This is a genomic window from Vibrio ichthyoenteri ATCC 700023, from assembly GCF_000222605.1.
Lineage (GTDB): Bacteria > Pseudomonadota > Gammaproteobacteria > Enterobacterales > Vibrionaceae > Vibrio > Vibrio ichthyoenteri.
On record NZ_AFWF01000231.1, the window covers coordinates 1 to 17542 of the forward strand.

Annotated in this window: 16 protein-coding genes; 11 read left to right on the forward strand and 5 right to left on the reverse strand. The window is 45.2% G+C overall.

All coding sequences use genetic code 11. The features are described from left to right. Both RH85_RS16440 and RH85_RS16445 read left to right on the forward strand, forming a co-directional pair. The coding region (locus tag RH85_RS16440) for an ISL3 family transposase (protein WP_006713830.1) at positions 1-216 on the forward strand (216 nt) is incomplete at its 5' end. A 101-nt stretch (positions 217-317) separates the two neighbouring features. Continuing rightward, positions 318-1511 (forward strand): ISL3 family transposase, encoded by a 1194-nt coding sequence (locus tag RH85_RS16445; protein WP_083824889.1) that lies wholly within the window; start codon positions 318-320, stop codon positions 1509-1511. A 47-nt stretch (positions 1512-1558) separates the two neighbouring features. Here the strand turns inward: RH85_RS16445 and RH85_RS23055 are convergent, their stop codons facing one another. Beyond that, complete coding sequence (locus tag RH85_RS23055) at positions 1559-1684, reverse strand: lipoprotein (protein WP_241210408.1); 126 nt, start codon at positions 1682-1684, stop codon at positions 1559-1561. Positions 1685-1706: 22 nt separating this feature from the next. Further along, positions 1707-2594: a carboxylating nicotinate-nucleotide diphosphorylase gene (gene nadC / locus RH85_RS16450; protein WP_006713833.1), complete on the reverse strand. Its 888-nt coding sequence runs from the start codon at positions 2592-2594 to the stop codon at positions 1707-1709. Between the two features lie 123 nt (positions 2595-2717). Between nadC and ampD the strand changes: the two genes are divergently transcribed. Beyond that, positions 2718-3260 carry a 1,6-anhydro-N-acetylmuramyl-L-alanine amidase AmpD gene (gene ampD / locus RH85_RS16455; RefSeq protein WP_006713834.1) on the forward strand — a complete coding sequence of 181 codons (543 nt, stop codon included), beginning with the start codon at positions 2718-2720 and terminating at the stop codon, positions 3258-3260. Positions 3261-3333: 73 nt separating this feature from the next. On the opposite strand, the gene fldB is transcribed toward ampD, so the two are convergent. Next, positions 3334-3855, reverse strand: a complete 522-nt coding sequence (gene fldB / locus RH85_RS16460; RefSeq protein WP_006713835.1) for a flavodoxin FldB — start codon at positions 3853-3855, stop codon at positions 3334-3336. 169 nt (positions 3856-4024) lie between these two features. On the opposite strand from fldB, the gene xerD reads away from it, so the two are divergent. The 7 genes from xerD (at position 4025) to lpdA (ending at position 15018) form a co-directional block, all read left to right on the forward strand. Then, positions 4025-4921: a site-specific tyrosine recombinase XerD gene (gene xerD / locus RH85_RS16465; RefSeq protein ID WP_006713836.1), complete on the forward strand. Its 897-nt coding sequence runs from the start codon at positions 4025-4027 to the stop codon at positions 4919-4921. A 35-nt stretch (positions 4922-4956) separates the two neighbouring features. Beyond that, positions 4957-5703, forward strand: a complete 747-nt coding sequence (gene dsbC / locus RH85_RS16470; RefSeq protein ID WP_006713837.1) for a bifunctional protein-disulfide isomerase/oxidoreductase DsbC — start codon at positions 4957-4959, stop codon at positions 5701-5703. A gap of 42 nt (positions 5704-5745) precedes the next feature. Further along, positions 5746-7485 (forward strand): single-stranded-DNA-specific exonuclease RecJ, encoded by a 1740-nt coding sequence (recJ, locus tag RH85_RS16475; RefSeq protein WP_039949214.1) that lies wholly within the window; start codon positions 5746-5748, stop codon positions 7483-7485. 453 nt (positions 7486-7938) lie between these two features. After that, complete coding sequence (gene pdhR / locus RH85_RS16480) at positions 7939-8703, forward strand: pyruvate dehydrogenase complex transcriptional repressor PdhR (protein WP_006713840.1); 765 nt, start codon at positions 7939-7941, stop codon at positions 8701-8703. Positions 8704-8734: 31 nt separating this feature from the next. Beyond that, positions 8735-11398, forward strand: a complete 2664-nt coding sequence (gene aceE, locus RH85_RS16485; RefSeq protein WP_006713841.1) for a pyruvate dehydrogenase (acetyl-transferring), homodimeric type — start codon at positions 8735-8737, stop codon at positions 11396-11398. Positions 11399-11427: 29 nt separating this feature from the next. Further along, entirely contained in the window at positions 11428-13323 is a 1896-nt protein-coding gene (aceF, locus tag RH85_RS16490; protein WP_006713842.1) for a pyruvate dehydrogenase complex dihydrolipoyllysine-residue acetyltransferase, read from the forward strand. Positions 13324-13587: 264 nt separating this feature from the next. Continuing rightward, positions 13588-15018, forward strand: a complete 1431-nt coding sequence (gene lpdA / locus RH85_RS16495; protein ID WP_005593190.1) for a dihydrolipoyl dehydrogenase — start codon at positions 13588-13590, stop codon at positions 15016-15018. 97 nt (positions 15019-15115) lie between these two features. Here the strand turns inward: lpdA and RH85_RS16500 are convergent, their stop codons facing one another. Beyond that, on the reverse strand, positions 15116-15730 hold the full coding sequence (locus tag RH85_RS16500; protein WP_006713843.1) for a LuxR/HapR/OpaR family quorum-sensing transcriptional regulator: 615 nt from the start codon (positions 15728-15730) through the stop codon (positions 15116-15118). Between the two features lie 406 nt (positions 15731-16136). Between RH85_RS16500 and hpt the strand changes: the two genes are divergently transcribed. After that, positions 16137-16667: a hypoxanthine phosphoribosyltransferase gene (gene hpt, locus RH85_RS16505; RefSeq protein ID WP_006713844.1), complete on the forward strand. Its 531-nt coding sequence runs from the start codon at positions 16137-16139 to the stop codon at positions 16665-16667. An 88-nt stretch (positions 16668-16755) separates the two neighbouring features. Here hpt and can read toward each other — a convergent pair whose 3' ends face one another. Next, on the reverse strand, positions 16756-17424 hold the full coding sequence (can, locus tag RH85_RS16510; protein ID WP_006713845.1) for a carbonate dehydratase: 669 nt from the start codon (positions 17422-17424) through the stop codon (positions 16756-16758). Between the last annotated feature and the right edge of the window lie 118 nt (positions 17425-17542).

The following is a 17542-nucleotide window of genomic DNA, read 5'->3' on the forward strand; positions in this document are numbered from 1 at the left end:
AGTGAGAGCGGAATAAAGCCGTTAAAAGACTTTGCTCGAAAGCTTCGCCCTTACCTTCATGGCATTACCGCCTCAGCAATTTATCCGCTGAACACGTCCACTCTTGAAGGGATAAACAACAAGATAAAGTTAATCAAGCGGATGGGATATGGTTATCGAGATACCGATTACTTCTTCTTAAAGATAAAAGCGGCTTTCCCCGGAAAGCCGCGATGAACCAAAAAGGTTCATCGCGGATAAGCGGGAACTCAAAACAAAAACGGTAGTAAGTGATAGAGTTTTATCGCCAAACAAAACCTACACAAACTACCGTTTTCATGCCGAATCATACTTTCCTATCTTCGTTCTGGGAAGGCTTTCATGTAGCAAAGTCTCATCAGACAGAATCACTTATTACGCTCACCCTGAAACCTAACTCTCTCGCTAGATGTCCTTGTGGACTTCACACTCAAGCAATACATGAGTACCAATGGCGTAACGTGAAAGAAGCAACAATGCTTGGAATACCTGTTGAGTTGCTTGTTCAGACTCGACGAGTTAGGTGCAGTAAATGTGGCATTAAAACAGAGCAGTTATCTTGGCTAGAGCCTTATTCTCGTATCACTAATCGCTTGCGAAGCTACATCGAACAGCTACTGCCTCTTTTACCCATTAAGCACATCGCACAAATCACTGGTGTTCATTGGCACACAATTAAAGAGATAGATAAGCGTCGACTTCAACAAGTGGTACCGCAAGTTAAGTGGAGCGAATTAAGGCAACTCGTTATGGACGAGTTCGCCATTTTTAAGGGACATCGTTATGCCACTGTCATTGCTGATGCAAAGACTCATCAGGTTATCTGGATAGGGATAGGCCGCAGCCGCAAGGACATTCGACCGTTCTTCGAGCGGTTAGGCGAACATGGTAAAAATATCGAGGCGGTAGCAATGGATATGAATACTGCTTTTGACCTTGAAGTCCAAGAGCACTGCCCAAATGCACGTATCGTTTATGACTTGTTCCATGTTGTAGCTAAGTTCGGTCGTGAGGTCATAGATAGAGTCCGAGTCGATCAAGCCAATAAGCTAAAGCATGATAAAAAAGCGAGACAATGGGTCAAGCGTTCTCGTTGGGTATTATTGAAAAATAGAGATAATTTAAACACACAACAGGAGAGCTATCTCACTGAAATATTGAAGATAAATCAGGATTTGATGACTACCTATTTGCTGGGTTCGCAATTAAAGGAGCTCTGGCGTTGTGAGTCCGAACTTCAGGCAAAAAACTTATGGAAGGTGTGGTGGGAGCAAGTGAATGAGAGTGGGATAAAGCCGTTAAAAGAGTTTGCTAGAAAGCTTCTTCCTTACCTTCATGGTATTACTGCCTCAGCCATTTATCCGTTGAATACGTGCACCCTTGAAGGGATAAACAACAAAATAAAGTTAATCAAGCGGATGGGGTATGGTTATCGAGATACCGATTACTTTTTCTTAAAGATAAAAGCGGCTTTCCCCGGAAAGCCGCGATGAACCTTTTTTATGCGTGATAATTGTGATTAACACATCAAAGTGAAAGGTTAATCAAAATCACCGTGAGCCTTGCGATTTAAATCGTCCGCAATCGAGGTCACGCCTTCTTCAAAGGTGGCGCAACCAGAGAGCGCAAGCAGGGTGAAAATAATGCTTAAGTATTTTTTCATCATTAACGGCCTTGGTGAAAACGTTTTATTTAAAACGCATGGATAGATCCATCGCTTTTAGGTGCTTGGTTAAAGCGCCAACAGAGATGTAATCCACGCCTGTTTCAGCGTATTCACGGATAGTTTCAAGCGTCACATTGCCTGAGTTTTCTAGAGCTGCACGACCGGCATTAATTGCAACCGCTTCACGCATCATATCGGTGGTGAAATTGTCTAGCATGATGATATCTGCGCCAGCTTCAATCGCTTCTTTAAGCTCTGCTAGGCTTTCTGTTTCGACTTCTACCGGTTTACCTGGATTTAGCTCTTTTGCGGTGCTCACTGCTTGAGAAATACCGCCACAGGCGATGATGTGGTTTTCTTTGATCAAGTACGCATCAAACACACCAATACGATGGTTGTAACCGCCACCACATGCTACTGCATATTTCAATGCGCTACGCAGGCCTGGAATGGTTTTACGCGTATCAAGCAGACGACAATCGGTTCCAGCAATTTTTTCTGCATAGCGCGCAACGGTTGTCGCACAGCCAGACAGTGTTTGAATAAAGTTCATGGCGTTACGCTCACCCGTTAGTAGGATGCGAGCAGGGCCTGAAAGAGTACAAAGTACTTGGTTCGGTTCAACCGTATCCCCATCTTGTACATGCCAATCGATGGTTACTTCGCCACCAAGCTGCTTGAACACTTCATCTGCCCATGCTTGACCGCAGAAAATACCGTGTTCACGAGTGATGATCGTCGCTTCATTTTGCGCATCGGCAGGGATCAGACTTGCGGTGATGTCGTTGGTCACATCAAGTGTACCGCCGAGATCTTCTTTCAAGGTTTCGCTGACCGCACGAGTGATCTCTAATGGAAGTTGCTGCTTCAAATATTCAAGACGTTCTTGGCTATTGTGTGTGTTTTTCATCGCAAATCTAATACGCAGTTGAACAGAGAAGGGAATGATACGCTGACTGCGAGTGAAATTCAGCCATTAATCTCGCATTTCAGTTAAAATTGGCGCCAGTTATGGAAAATGAGAAATAGCCAAATGATTGATCCGCAAGGTTGGTACCAAGCTGCACGTCATGTGCCATCCCCGTTTTTTGACCAACGTAGTGATAGCGATGATATATCCCTACTGGTGATTCATAATATTAGTTTGCCACCGGGTCAGTTTGGCGGGCCTTATATTGAGCAATTTTTTCTCGGCACATTAGATGCCAATGAGCATCCCTTTTTCCAAGTGATCCACAAAATGGGGGTATCGGCACACTGCTTGATCCGTCGCGATGGCGAAGTAGTGCAGTTTGTTTCGTTTCGCGATAGAGCGTGGCATGCGGGTGCTTCGAGTTTTGCTGGTCGTGAGCGTTGCAATGATTACTCGATTGGTATTGAGATGGAAGGCAGTGATTATGTCGCTTACACCGATGAGCAATATCAAGCGCTCACCAAGCTTAGTTTGCAGTTAATGCAGCACTATCCTCAAATCACGCTGCCACGTATTACCGGTCATCAATACATCGCCCCTTTGCGTAAAACCGATCCGGGATTGGTATTTGACTGGCTGAGATACAGAGAGGCATTACGCTGAGAAGCGAGAACATTGCGTTCGAGAGGTGACCGTGTGCGCCTCTCGATTCTTAAATCTCGCCTCTCTCTTGTTCTTAAAGTGTGGCTTGATATTCGGTCAGAACTTGTTCGACCCAAGTGGCGATGCGCTTATCACTTAACTCGTATTGAGAGTCCTCATCAAGCGCTAAGCCAACAAACATGCTGCCATCTTCGGTTAGCGCTTTCGAGGCTTCAAATTGGTACTGCTCGTCGTTTGGCCAGTAACCGACAATGGTTGCGCCAGCTTGCTTGACTTGATCGTACAATAAGCCCATGGCATCTAAATACCATTCGCCATAACCTTCTTGGTCCCCAAGGCCAAACAGTGCGACGGTTTTACCTTGTAATGGTTGGCTCTCAATACTGTCCCAGATCGCCAGCCAATCTTCTTGAATCTCACCAAAATCCCAAGTGGAGATACCGAGGATTAATAAGTCGTAATCTGCCATTGTCGAAAGTGGAGACTCTTTGACGTTGTGAATATCCACCAAGTCATCACCCATGATGGCGCGCATTTTTTCTGCTGCCATTTCGGTGTAGCAGGTGGTTGAACCGTAAAATAGACCGATTTTCATCATCGTGTATCTTTCTTAATGGAGTGTTAGCGAATTCTACCCACAAAATGCTCTGCTTTGCAGCGAATATCCACCATCAATTGGATTTTTTATGGCTTTGTCTGCTGTATGCATTTACAGTAAAGAGAAATGTGGAGTTAAAAATTAGAGAGTGGTTGTGTCTGAAATAATGTCACTGGATCAAGGGGTTGTAGAGCAGTTTCTTGATGCCATGTGGATGGAGCGAGGGTTATCTGAAAACACCTTGTCGTCATATCGCACTGATTTATTTAAGCTGCTTGGGTGGATGAAAACGCACAACTATCGTCTTGATTTCATTAGTTTGTCAGGATTGCAGGAGTATCAATCTTGGTTAGCTGATCAAGATTATAAACAAACTTCACGCGCGAGAATGCTGTCGGCGATTCGCCGTTTATTTCAATATCTGCACCGTGAAAAAATTCGTGCTGATGACCCGAGCGCCTTGTTGGTGAGTCCTAAGTTACCCAAGCGGCTACCGAAAGACCTCAGTGAAGCTCAAGTGGACGCCTTACTGAATGCGCCCGATCCTAATGATGCGATTGAATTGCGTGATAAAGCGATGCTGGAGTTGCTGTATGCAACGGGGTTGCGTGTCACTGAGTTGGTCAGTTTGACAATGGAAAATATCAGCTTGCGTCAAGGAGTCGTGCGAGTAACCGGTAAGGGCGGTAAAGAGCGCTTGGTTCCAATGGGAGAAAATGCCGTCGATTGGATTGAAACTTTTCTTCAACAAGGGCGGTCTGAGTTACTTGGGGAGAAAACATCCGATGTGGTTTTTCCTAGTAAACGAGCAAGACAAATGACCCGTCAGACCTTTTGGCATCGTATTAAGCACTACGCGGTGTTGGCGGGCATTGATACGGAATTGCTGTCTCCGCACGTATTGCGCCATGCATTCGCTACCCACTTGTTAAACTACGGTGCGGACCTACGTGTGGTGCAGATGTTGCTTGGGCATAGTGACTTGTCGACCACACAAATCTATACTCATGTCGCAACAGAGCGATTGAAACAGCTTCATAGTGAACATCACCCAAGGGCTTAGCTCTTGCGTTAGAGATTTTATTTAAGGTGAATTGAATGAGCGTATTACGCCGAATGACATTACTTGCGTTGCCTTTTTTTGCAGCGACTGCTTTTGCTAACGTAAGTGGCGATACACAAATTAATAAAGCGGAGCTTGCTGAGCGCTTTGCAAAACTGGGTTTGCAGGTGACTGATATTGTGCCTGCCGATATTAAAGGCTTGGTTGAAATACAAACCAACGGTGGCGTTTTATTTGCTTCACCAGATGGCGAGTATTTTATTGCCGGTTCGCTATACCAGTTGGATGACAAAGGTGGTTATCAAGATGTCATTGCTCAGCGCCAAGCGCCAATCAATGCCGCTAAAATCGAAGCAATGAAAGATTCAGTGATTGAGTTTAAAGCCGACAATGAAAAATACGTAGTGACGATATTTACCGATATTACCTGTGGCTACTGCGTTAAACTGCATCGTGAACTGCAAGACTACAATGATTTAGGCATTACTGTTCGCTACATGGCATTCCCACGTCAAGGTCCTGTGGGTGATGTCGCGGATCAAATGGCATCCATCTGGTGTGCTGAAGATCCACAAACCGCCATGCACGACGGTAAAGTAAATCGCAAATTCCCAGCGAAAGGTGCTGACTTCGCACAATGCCAAGAAACGATTCAAAAGCACTACATGCTAGGCCGTGAGTTAGGCATTAGCGGTACACCAGCCATCTTCTTGCCGAATGGTGAAATGGTTGGTGGTTATGTTCCAGCAGAGAAATTGCTGCAACGCTTAGAACAAAAATAACAACAAGGAAGTAGGCTCAATCGAGCCTACTTTTATTTTATGATGATAGAAATTCAACGTCGTCCTGAAGTCGACCTCTCACTCCTTCCTGATTCGATTGAACCTCTTTTACGCCGCATCTATCTGAGTCGTGGTATTCGCTCGGTTCAACAGCTAGAAAATGGTGTGCGCGGGCTTCATTCGTATCAAAAACTGCATGGTATTCAACTTGCGGTGGAGTTGTTGTTTGAAGCGATCAAAACCAATCAACGCATTATTGTGGTGGGAGATTTTGACGCTGATGGCGCGACCAGCTCGGCACTGTCTGTATTGGCACTGCGCATGCTTGGCAGTAGCAATGTTGACTACTTAGTACCAAACCGCTTTGAGGATGGCTATGGCCTAAGCCCAGAAGTCGTCGATCAAGCAATCGCGATTGGTGCGCAAGTGATCATGACCGTCGACAATGGTGTGTCATCGATTGAAGGGGTGCGTTACGCCAAAGAACAAGGCTTGCAGGTGCTGGTGACCGATCACCATTTACCTGGCTCGGAGCTGCCGATCGCAGATGCAATGGTGAACCCCAATTTACAAGAGTGTGCGTTTCCATCCAAATCTTTAGCCGGTGTTGGCGTTGCATTTTACTTAATGATGGCGCTGTGTGTTCATATGCGCACCAGCGGTTGGTTCCAGCAACAAGGAGTCAGCGAGCCTAAGTTGATGGAACTGATTGATTTAGTGGCGCTAGGTACCGTTGCTGATGTGGTTCCTTTGGATGAGAATAATCGCATCCTCGTTCACCAAGGTTTACAACGTATCCGCGCTGGCCATGCTCGTCCTGGTATTCAAGCTTTGATTGAAGTGGCTAAGCGCGATGCTAGTCGCTTAGTGGCTTCTGACTTTGGTTTTGCCTTAGGCCCACGCATTAATGCAGCCGGTCGCTTGGATGATATGTCTTTCGGCGTTGAGTTGCTGCTAAGCAATAATATCCATGCCGCCCGTCGCATGGCGAGTGAACTCGATGGCCTTAACCAAACACGCAAAGAGATTGAAGAAGGCATGAAACAAGAAGCGATGGCTTTTTGTGAGCGCTTACAATTTGGTGAAAATGCGGAATTACCTTTTGGCCTAGTGCTGTTCCAACGTGATTGGCATCAAGGTGTGATTGGTATTTTGGCCTCTCGTATCAAAGAGAAATTCCATCGTCCGGTGATCGCGTTTGCTGATGGTGGCGATGGCCTGATTAAAGGTTCATGTCGTTCGATTCCTGGTTTGCATATGCGCGATGTCTTGGATCGCATTGATACACAAAACCCAGGCTTGATTCTTAAGTTTGGTGGCCATGCGATGGCTGCGGGTTTATCGATTGAAGAAAAAAACTTTGAGCGCTTTGCTGCTTTGTATGATCAATCGGTGAAGGAAGAGCTTGATGAAGCCGCATTGAAAGGCATTGTGCTCTCGGATGGAGAGTTAAAGCCGGAAGAGTTTTCAATGCATGTGGCACAAATGCTGCGCGGCGGAGGCCCTTGGGGACAAGCTTTCCCTGAACCTATTTTTGATGGTGAATTTAAAGTATTGCATCAGAAACTGGTGGGTGAGAAGCATCTTAAATTGATGTTGGAACCTTTGTTTAAAGGCCATCCAACCAATATTATGATTGATGGTATCGCTTTTAATGTCGATTTACGTCGTTGGCCTGATGCGTCAGTAAAAACAGTGCGTTTAGCTTATAAGCTGGATATTAACGAGTTCCGTGGTAATCAGTCTCTGCAATTGATGATTGATCATCTTGAAGCCAAATAGCGATCTGTTCATTTAGAGTTCGCCTATCAAGTGCAAGCGACGCCAACCTCTCAGCTGATGTCGCTCATTTCCTTCGTTTTCTTATTCCTCTTGCTCCTTTTGCCTTTTGGTCGTTGTGCAATTTGTGCGGTGATTAAATACATTCCGTTCACGCGATGATGAGCAAAAAACATCAAATAAAAACGATTTCTCACATTCATTCATACTTCTTTAAAACTAACCAATTATAGTGTGACCGCTAGCACGCTTTTCACCCAGTTGTTCATCTTTTGTAATTGGCATGACCAATTACATCAGCGTTTCATGTAAATGATGTTAATGGTTAGTTGCTGGTGGCTTGGTTTTATGATTTGGGTCAATTTTTGGCTGGAATTTGCGTTTTTTATATGTTAATTTCTTCCCACATTAAATTGGTATGACCAATTAACTGCAAAGAGTAAAGAATCGTAATTTATGGCTTATCAAAGGATTCGTCAGCCAAAGCTCTCTGATGTGATTGAACAAGAGCTCGAAAGGTTGATAGTTGAAGGAACATTGTCTCCGGGGCAGCAGTTGCCACCAGAGCGCGAACTGGCGAAACAGTTCGATGTTTCTCGTCCTTCGATTCGTGAAGCGATTCAGCGTTTGGAAGCGAAACGTCTTCTTACTCGCAGACAAGGTGGTGGCACCTTTGTTAGCGAGAATATTTGGAAAGGCTTTTCTGATCCTCTGCTAAATTTATTGTCGAGTCATTCTGAAACTCAACTTGATTTACTGGAGTCGCGCCATGCGATGGAAGGTATATCAGCTTACTTTGCAGCATTGCGTGGTACTGATGAAGATTTTGCTCGTATTCAAGCATCGTTAGAAGAGATTGGGGCACAACAAGAGCAGCAAGATGTAGCCGGCGAAGCCGCTGCCGTAATGCAGTTCTTGATTGCGCTGACCGAAGCGGCACATAACGTTGTGCTATTGCATATTGTGCGTAGCCTAGCGCCGTTGCTTGAGCAAAATATTTTACAAAATTTAAAATTGCTTCACCGCCGACAAGAAGTGGTGGAGAAAGTAAGTAAGCACCGAGCCAACATTGTGGATGCGATTGTTTCTGGTCAGCCAGAAAAGGCGCGTGAAATGTCACATTCTCATTTGGCTTATATCGAAGAAATATTGTTGGATTTGACTCGCGAAGAGTCTCGACGTGAGCGCTCTCTACGTCGAATTCAGCAGGGTAACGAATAAGTAGATCCAACCAACAGAAGGATAGATCGGCATGTCTGATATGAAGCATGACGTAGATGCACTGGAAACTCAAGATTGGCTGCAAGCGCTTGAATCAGTTGTACGTGAAGAAGGTGTAGAACGCGCTCAATATTTACTAGAGCAAGTTTTGGATAAAGCTCGTCTTGATGGCGTTGATATGGCTACAGGTATCAACACAAACTACATCAACACGATTCCAGCTGCGCAAGAACCTGCTTACCCAGGTGATACAACGCTAGAGCGTCGTATTCGTTCAATCATTCGCTGGAATGCGATCATGATTGTACTTCGCGCATCTAAGAAAGACCTAGACCTAGGTGGTCACATGGCTTCTTACCAGTCTGCAGCAGCATTCTACGAAGTATGTTTCAACCACTTCTTCCGCGCTCCAAACGAGACGGACGGCGGTGACTTGGTGTACTACCAAGGTCATATCTCTCCTGGTATCTACTCGCGTGCATTCGTTGAAGGTCGTCTAACTGAAGAGCAGCTAGATAACTTCCGTCAAGAAGTAGATGGTAAAGGTATTCCTTCATACCCACACCCTAAACTAATGCCTGAATTCTGGCAGTTCCCAACGGTATCGATGGGTCTAGGTCCAATTTCAGCTATCTACCAAGCTCGCTTCTTGAAGTACCTTGATGGCCGTGGTCTTAAGCAAACTTCAGCTCAACGTGTTTATGCCTTCCTAGGCGACGGTGAGATGGATGAGCCAGAATCACGCGGCGCGATCTCGTTCGCTGCACGTGAAAAACTAGACAACCTATGTTTCCTAATCAACTGTAACCTACAGCGCCTAGATGGCCCGGTTATGGGTAACGGTAGCATCATCCAAGAACTAGAAGGCCTATTTAAAGGTGCTGGTTGGAACGTTGTTAAAGTTATTTGGGGTAGCAACTGGGATTCACTACTTGCGAAAGACACCACTGGTAAGCTTCTTCAACTAATGAACGAAACTATCGATGGTGACTACCAAACATTCAAATCTAAAGATGGCGCATACGTACGTGAGCACTTCTTTGATAAGTACCCAGAAACAGCTGCACTTGTTGCAGATATGACTGATGACGAAATCTTCGCACTTAAGCGTGGTGGTCATGATTCATCTAAACTGTTTGCTGCGTTCAACAATGCAAAAGAAACCAACGGTAAACCAACTGTAATCCTAGCGAAAACAGTTAAAGGTTACGGTATGGGTGATGCAGCAGAAGGTAAAAACATTGCGCACGGTGTGAAGAAAATGGACATGACTCATGTTCAACACCTACGTGATCGCCTAGGTCTAGAAGACATTCTTTCAGATGAGAAGATCAAAGAACTTCCATACTTGAAACTAGAAGAAGGCACGCCTGAGTACGAATACATGCACGCTCGTCGTAAAGCTCTACACGGCTATACACCTGCGCGTCTGCCTAAATTCACTCAAGAATTCAAAGTTCCTGAGCTAGAAGAATTTGCGCCGCTTCTTGGTGAGCAAAAGCGTGAAATCTCGACCACAATGGCTTATGTACGTACGCTAAACATTCTTCTTAAAGATAAGAACATTGGTAAGAACATCGTTCCTATCATCTGTGATGAAGCGCGTACATTCGGTATGGAAGGTCTATTCCGTCAGGTGGGTATCTACAACCCACACGGTCAAGAATACACTCCAGAAGACCGCGGCGTAGTGTCTTACTACAAAGAAGCGACTTCAGGTCAGGTTCTACAAGAAGGTATCAACGAGCTAGGTTCAATGGCGTCTTGGGTTGCAGCTGCGACTTCATACAGCACCAACGATCTACCAATGATCCCATTCTACATCTACTACTCAATGTTCGGTTTCCAACGTATTGGTGACATGGCATGGCTAGCAGGTGACCAACAAGCGCGTGGCTTCCTACTAGGTGCTACAGCGGGTCGTACAACACTGAACGGTGAAGGTCTACAGCACGAAGACGGTCATTCGCACATCATGGCGAACACTGTACCTAACTGTATCTCTTACGATCCAACGTTTGCTTACGAGCTAGCGGTAATCATGCAAGACGGTATCCGTCGCATGTACGGTGAGAACCAAGAGAACGTTTACTACTACCTAACAGTAATGAACGAAAACTACGCAATGCCAGCAATGCCAGAAGGCGCTGAAGAAGGCATTCGTAAGGGTATCTACAAGCTTGAGTCTTACGCAGGTAGTAAGGGCAAAGTTCAGTTAATGAGCTCTGGTACTATCATGAATGAAGCGCGTAAAGCAGCACAGATCCTAAGTGAAGATTACGGCGTAGCGTCTGACGTATTCTCTGTAACGTCATTCAACGAACTAACTCGTGATGGCCAAGCGGTAGAGCGTGACAACATGCTACACCCTGAAGCAGAAGCGAAAGTACCGTACATCACGACTGTTCTTGGTAACGAGCCTGCAATCGCAGTGACGGATTACATGAAGAACTACGCTGAGCAAGTACGTGCATTTGTTCCAGCTGAGTCTTACAAAGTGTTGGGTACTGATGGCTTCGGTCGTTCAGACAGCCGTGAAAACCTACGTCGTCACTTCGAAGTGAACGCAGGTTATGTGGTAGTTGCAGCTCTAACTGAGCTTGTGAAACGTGGCGATATGGATAAATCTGTGGTTGTTGAAGCAATCAAGAAATTCAACATCGACACTGAAAAAACTAACCCACAATACGCATAAGCAACGCTTAATTAAAAGGTAGATAAGCAATGGCAATCGAAATTAATGTACCAGACATCGGTGCGGATGAGGTTGAAGTTACTGAGATTCTTGTAAGCGTTGGCGACAAGGTTGAAGAAGAGCAGTCTCTAATCACAGTTGAAGGCGATAAAGCTTCTATGGAAGTTCCTGCATCTCAAGCGGGTATCGTTAAAGAAATCAAAATCGCTGTTGGCGACTCGGTTTCTACTGGTTCTCTAATTATGATTTTCGAAGCCGAGGGTGCAGCGCAAGCTGCACCTGCTCCAGCGGTTGAAGCGGCTCCAGTAGCGGCTCCTGCGGCAGCAGCGGCAGTCGAATTGAAAGAAGTTCACGTACCAGACATTGGTGGCGATGAAGTTGAAGTGACTGAAATCATGGTAGCAGTTGGCGACTCAATTGAAGAAGAGCAATCTCTTCTAACAGTTGAAGGCGACAAGGCTTCTATGGAAGTACCAGCGCCATTTGCCGGTACTCTAAAAGAAATCAAAATCGCGGTGGGCGATTCAGTATCAACTGGCTCACTTGTGATGATCTTTGAAGTTGGCGCAGCGGCGGGTTCAGCTCCTGCAGCTCCAGCGGCAGCAGCACCAATTGCAGCGGCTCCAGCAGCGTCGGCAGCAAAAGATGTACACGTACCAGACATCGGTGGCGATGAAGTTGAAGTGACTGAAATCATGGTAGCGGTTGGTGATACAGTGGAAGAAGAGCAATCTCTAATCACTGTTGAAGGCGACAAAGCATCGATGGAAGTACCGGCACCTTTCGCGGGTACCATCAAAGAGATCAAAATCGCAGCTGGCGACAAAGTAACCACTGGTTCTCTAATCATGGTCTTTGAAGTAGCAGGCGCAGCTCCAGTAGCGGCACCAGTTGCTCAAGCAGCTCCAGCGCAAGCGGCAGCACCTGTTGCAGCGGCGCCTAAAGCAGAAGCTCCAGCAGTTGCAGCAACTGGCGACTTCCAAGAGAACGGTGACTACGCGCACGCATCTCCAGTGGTTCGTCGTCTTGCTCGTGAATTTGGCGTAAACCTTTCTAAGGTTAAAGGTACTGGTCGTAAGAGCCGTATCCTTAAAGAAGACGTACAGTCTTACGTTAAAGATGCACTGAAACGTCTAGAGTCTGGTGCTGCGGCATCTGGCAAAGGCGGTGACGGCTCTACTCTTGGTCTACTACCATGGCCAAAAGTTGATTTCAGCAAGTTTGGTGAGACCGAAGTTAAGCCTCTTTCTAAGATCAAGAAGATTTCAGGTGCTAACCTGCACCGTAACTGGGTAATGATCCCGCACGTTACACAGTGGGATAACGCTGACATCACTGAGCTAGAAGCATTCCGTAAAGAGCAGAATGCAATCGAAGCGAAGAACGACACTGGCATGAAGATCACACCACTTGTGTTCATCATGAAAGCTGTTGCGAAAGCACTAGAAGCGTTCCCTGCATTTAACTCTTCACTTTCTGACGATGGCGAAAGCATCATTCTGAAGAAATACGTGAACGTAGGTATTGCAGTTGATACGCCAAACGGTTTAGTTGTTCCAGTTTTCAAAGACGTGAACAAAAAAGGCATCTACGAGCTTTCTGAAGAGCTAATGGTTGTGTCTAAGAAAGCACGTTCTGGTAAGCTGACGGCAGCTGACATGCAAGGCGGCTGTTTCACTATCTCGAGCCTAGGTGGCATCGGTGGTACTGCATTTACGCCAATCGTAAATGCACCAGAAGTGGGCATCCTTGGTGTGTCTAAGTCTGAAATCAAACCTGTTTGGAACGGTAAAGAGTTTGAGCCGCGTCTACAACTTCCACTGTCACTGTCATACGATCACCGTGTGATTGATGGTGCTGAAGGTGCGCGTTTCATTACTTACCTAAACAGTGCGCTATCAGACATCCGTCGTCTCGTTCTGTAATTGAGATAAGACGAATCAGAGGCGGCATTTTTGCCGCCTCTTCTATCAAAGATATTTAAATAATTGGATCTTCCTGTGCGAGCGCATAGAGAGAGTCGAATTGTTGTCTAGCTCACAGGCTAAATTGAATTACTTTTCACATCGTTAACATCTCTGTAAACTATTGACGGTCTGAAAAAGCTGTTTAAAACAATAAAAAACGTTTGAAACAATAATCTCAATACCCATTCAGCCTGTTAGGGATAATGACTACAAGAGGTCAAAATGAGCAAAGAAATTAAAGCCCAAGTTGTTGTACTTGGTTCTGGTCCTGCTGGTTACTCTGCTGCCTTCCGTTGTGCAGACTTAGGTCTTGAAACTGTGCTAGTTGAGCGTTACAGCACTCTTGGTGGTGTCTGCCTTAACGTAGGTTGTATCCCATCAAAAGCACTACTGCACGTATCGAAAGTTATCGAAGAAGCAAAAGCACTTTCTGAGCACGGCATCGTATTTGGCGAACCGCAAACTGACATCAACAAGATCCGTTTGTGGAAAGAAAAAGTAGTAACACAACTGACTGGCGGTCTTAGCGGTATGGCTAAGATGCGTGACGTAACGGTTGTAAACGGCTACGGCAAATTCACCGGCCCTAACTCAATCCTTGTCGAAGGCGAAGGCGAGTCAACAGTGGTTAACTTTGACAACGCTATCGTGGCTGCGGGTTCTCGTCCGATCAAACTGCCGTTCATCCCACATGAAGACCCACGTATTTGGGATTCAACCGATGCACTTGAGCTGAAAGAAGTTCCTGAAAAACTGCTTATCATGGGTGGTGGTATCATCGGTCTTGAGATGGGTACGGTTTACCACTCACTGGGTTCTAAAGTTGACGTGGTTGAGATGTTCGACCAAGTTATCCCAGCAGCAGACAAAGACATCGTAAAAGTATTCACTAAACGCATTGAGAAGAAATTCAACTTGATGCTAGAAACGAAAGTAACAGCAGTTGAAGCGAAAGAAGATGGTATCTACGTTTCAATGGAAGGCAAAAAAGCGCCAGCAGAAGCTGAGCGTTACGATGCCGTTCTTGTTGCTATCGGTCGTGTACCAAACGGTCTTCTTATCGATGGCGCGAAAGCCGGTATCGAAATTGATGAGCGCGGCTTTATCAACGTTGATAAGCAAATGCGTACTAACGTACCGCACATCTTTGCTATCGGTGATATCGTTGGCCAACCAATGCTTGCGCACAAAGGTGTGCATGAAGGTCACGTAGCGGCAGAAGTTATTTCTGGTAAGAAGCACTACTTCGATCCTAAAGTAATTCCTTCAATTGCTTATACTGAGCCAGAAGTGGCATGGGTTGGTAAAACTGAGAAAGAAGCGAAAGCGGAAGGCATCAAGTACGAAGTGGCGACATTCCCATGGGCTGCATCAGGTCGTGCAATCGCATCTGACTGTGCAGACGGTATGACTAAGCTAATCTTCGACAAAGAGACTCACCGCGTCATTGGTGGTGCTATCGTGGGTACTAACGGTGGTGAACTACTAGGTGAAATTGGTCTTGCAATCGAGATGGGTTGTGATGCTGAAGACATCGCACTGACTATCCACGCTCACCCAACTCTACATGAGTCAGTGGGTCTAGCGGCGGAAGTGTTTGAAGGTTCAATTACTGACCTGCCAAACAAAAAAGCAGTGAAAAAGAAAAAATAATTTCTGACTAGATAAATAAAAACCGCAGCCTAGGCTGCGGTTTTTTTATTACTCAAATTGGTGTATTTGACGAAGATAAGGGTCGCAATGACGCGACTTACTGCTCTTCTTTATAAATACACAGCATGTTTAGGTAGCTGTCTGCCAATTTCAACATCGCCTGTTCATCGGTGTGGCGATTAGCTTGTACAAACAGTGAGTAACAAATACCGTGGAAAAGCGTCGCCAGATCGGCAGGATCATGATCGTTACACACTTCACCACGCTCCATCGCTTTGATAAACATATTTTGTACTAGCAACTGGTTGGTACGATTCGTCGTCACAAATAGTGGCCATACTTCATCACGTGTTGATGCGCTCCACTCAAACCATACTTTAAGCCAATGGCAATCTTCAGAAATCAGATTCACCATTTCAGAGGTAAGATTTGCGAGATTTTGTTTTGCGTGTAAATCTAAGTCGATATTGTCTGACAGAAAATTAGAGAACTGACGGACAACATAATTCAGTACGTCATCGACTAAATCTTCACGAGTAGGGAAATAGTTAAATACCGTAGCCACCGATACTTGTGCTATTTCTGCAATATCAGCATGACCGCCACGACCAATACCACGTCGTGCAAACACATCCAGTGAGATATCCATCAGCTGTTGCTTACGTTTTTTGGGCGACAGGCGCGTGCGGGGTCTTTTTGCTATAGAGTCCATATTAATTTAAATCCTTGCCAAATGAGTTGATTACATCCATGCACATCATCATTCTTAGGTTCTCTTATCCAACATCGCGATATCAATGGAATAAGAGTACTGCAGACCTCGGAAAATAAGGCGCATCTTTGTAAATGGGCTTTGCCCTAATTAGTATTTTATTAATTGTTTATCGCGTTAATGAGTGTAATGGTGCATATGGTTGTGGTCAACATTTTCAGTACAGATAATAATCAATTTTGTTAGTAACGTGCGAAAGGTCATACTGTTTTTATCTTGTTTCAGAGAATTGTCGTTGCTTGAGGTTTATTCTCTTTCTGTACAGGTGTTAAACTACGCGCTTGCAAACGCCCAACGGTGTCTGAGCTACTATTATTAGACGCTAAAAATGACAAACGAGAGTGGTATGAAACATACAATAGAAGTAATGATTTCTGAGCAGGAAGTGCAGGAACGTGTACGTGAATTAGGTAAGCAGATCACTGCTCATTATCAAGGTAGTGAAGACTTGGTATTGGTTGGCTTGCTGCGTGGCTCATTTGTCTTTATGGCTGACCTTGCACGTGCGATTGACCTCACTCACCAAGTGGATTTCATGACTGCATCTAGCTATGGCAACACCATGGAGAGCTCGCGTGACGTACGTATCCTAAAAGACCTTGATGATGACATCAAAGGCAAGGATGTACTGTTAGTTGAAGATATTATCGATACAGGTAACACGTTAAATAAAGTACGTGAAATCCTATCGCTACGCGAACCAAAATCGATTGAAATCTGTACGTTGCTGGATAAGCCATCGCGCCGTGAAGTGGATGTGCCAGTACAGTGGGTTGGTTTTGAAATTCCAGATGAATTTGTTGTGGGCGTTGGTATCGACTACGCACAAAAATACCGCCACTTACCGTACATTGGTAAAGTGGTTCCTCAAGAATAAGCGATTGCACACTTGAGTTAACGAATGAAAAAGCCCATCAATGATGGGCTTTTTGCTACTTATAGCGGCAGTGATGTTCGTTGAGAGATTAACGACACAGCAGTTTGAAATCAGGGTTAAGGATCTCTTCTAGCGAAGATAGGTAAGAGGCTTCCACCGACTCTTTCGAATTGGAGCGATTGCCCAAATACTGCAAACGTCCATCATCAATACCATAAACCACACCGTGAATTTCCACTTCTTGGCCGCGCTCCCATGCATTTTGAATGATGGTTGAGTTGCCTAAGTTATACACTTGCTCTGCTACGTTGATTTCACCCAGTTTATCGGCTTTATCTTCGATCGCCATCTGGTCAAGGTAAGTACGGTGTTTGAAATAGATATCACGAATATGCAATAACCAGTTATTGATCAGTCCCAATTGTGGGTTATCAATCGCCGCATTGACACCACCACAGCCATAGTGGCCGCAGATAATGATATGCTTGATTTTGAGTACATCAACGGCGTACTGCACCACCGATAAACAGTTTAAGTCCGTGTGCACAACCAAGTTGGCGACGTTACGGTGAACAAACAACTCGCCAGAGAATAATCCGGTTAAACGTTCTGCTGGGACGCGGCTGTCAGAGCAACCAATCCAGAGAAAGTCAGGCTTTTGCCCTTGTGCAAGTCGGGTGAAATATTCAGGTCGTTCTGATTTGATTTCTTCAGACCATTTCGAGTTATTGTCGAATAACTGTTTCATTTTCGGCATTGTGGTTACTTATATCCCTAAAGTTTCTACTCCACAATATACACAATGTTACAAAGCCATTCTCTAAAAAAATGCATGAAAATGCACTCATCTGACGTGTTGATGTAGTCAAAATCAT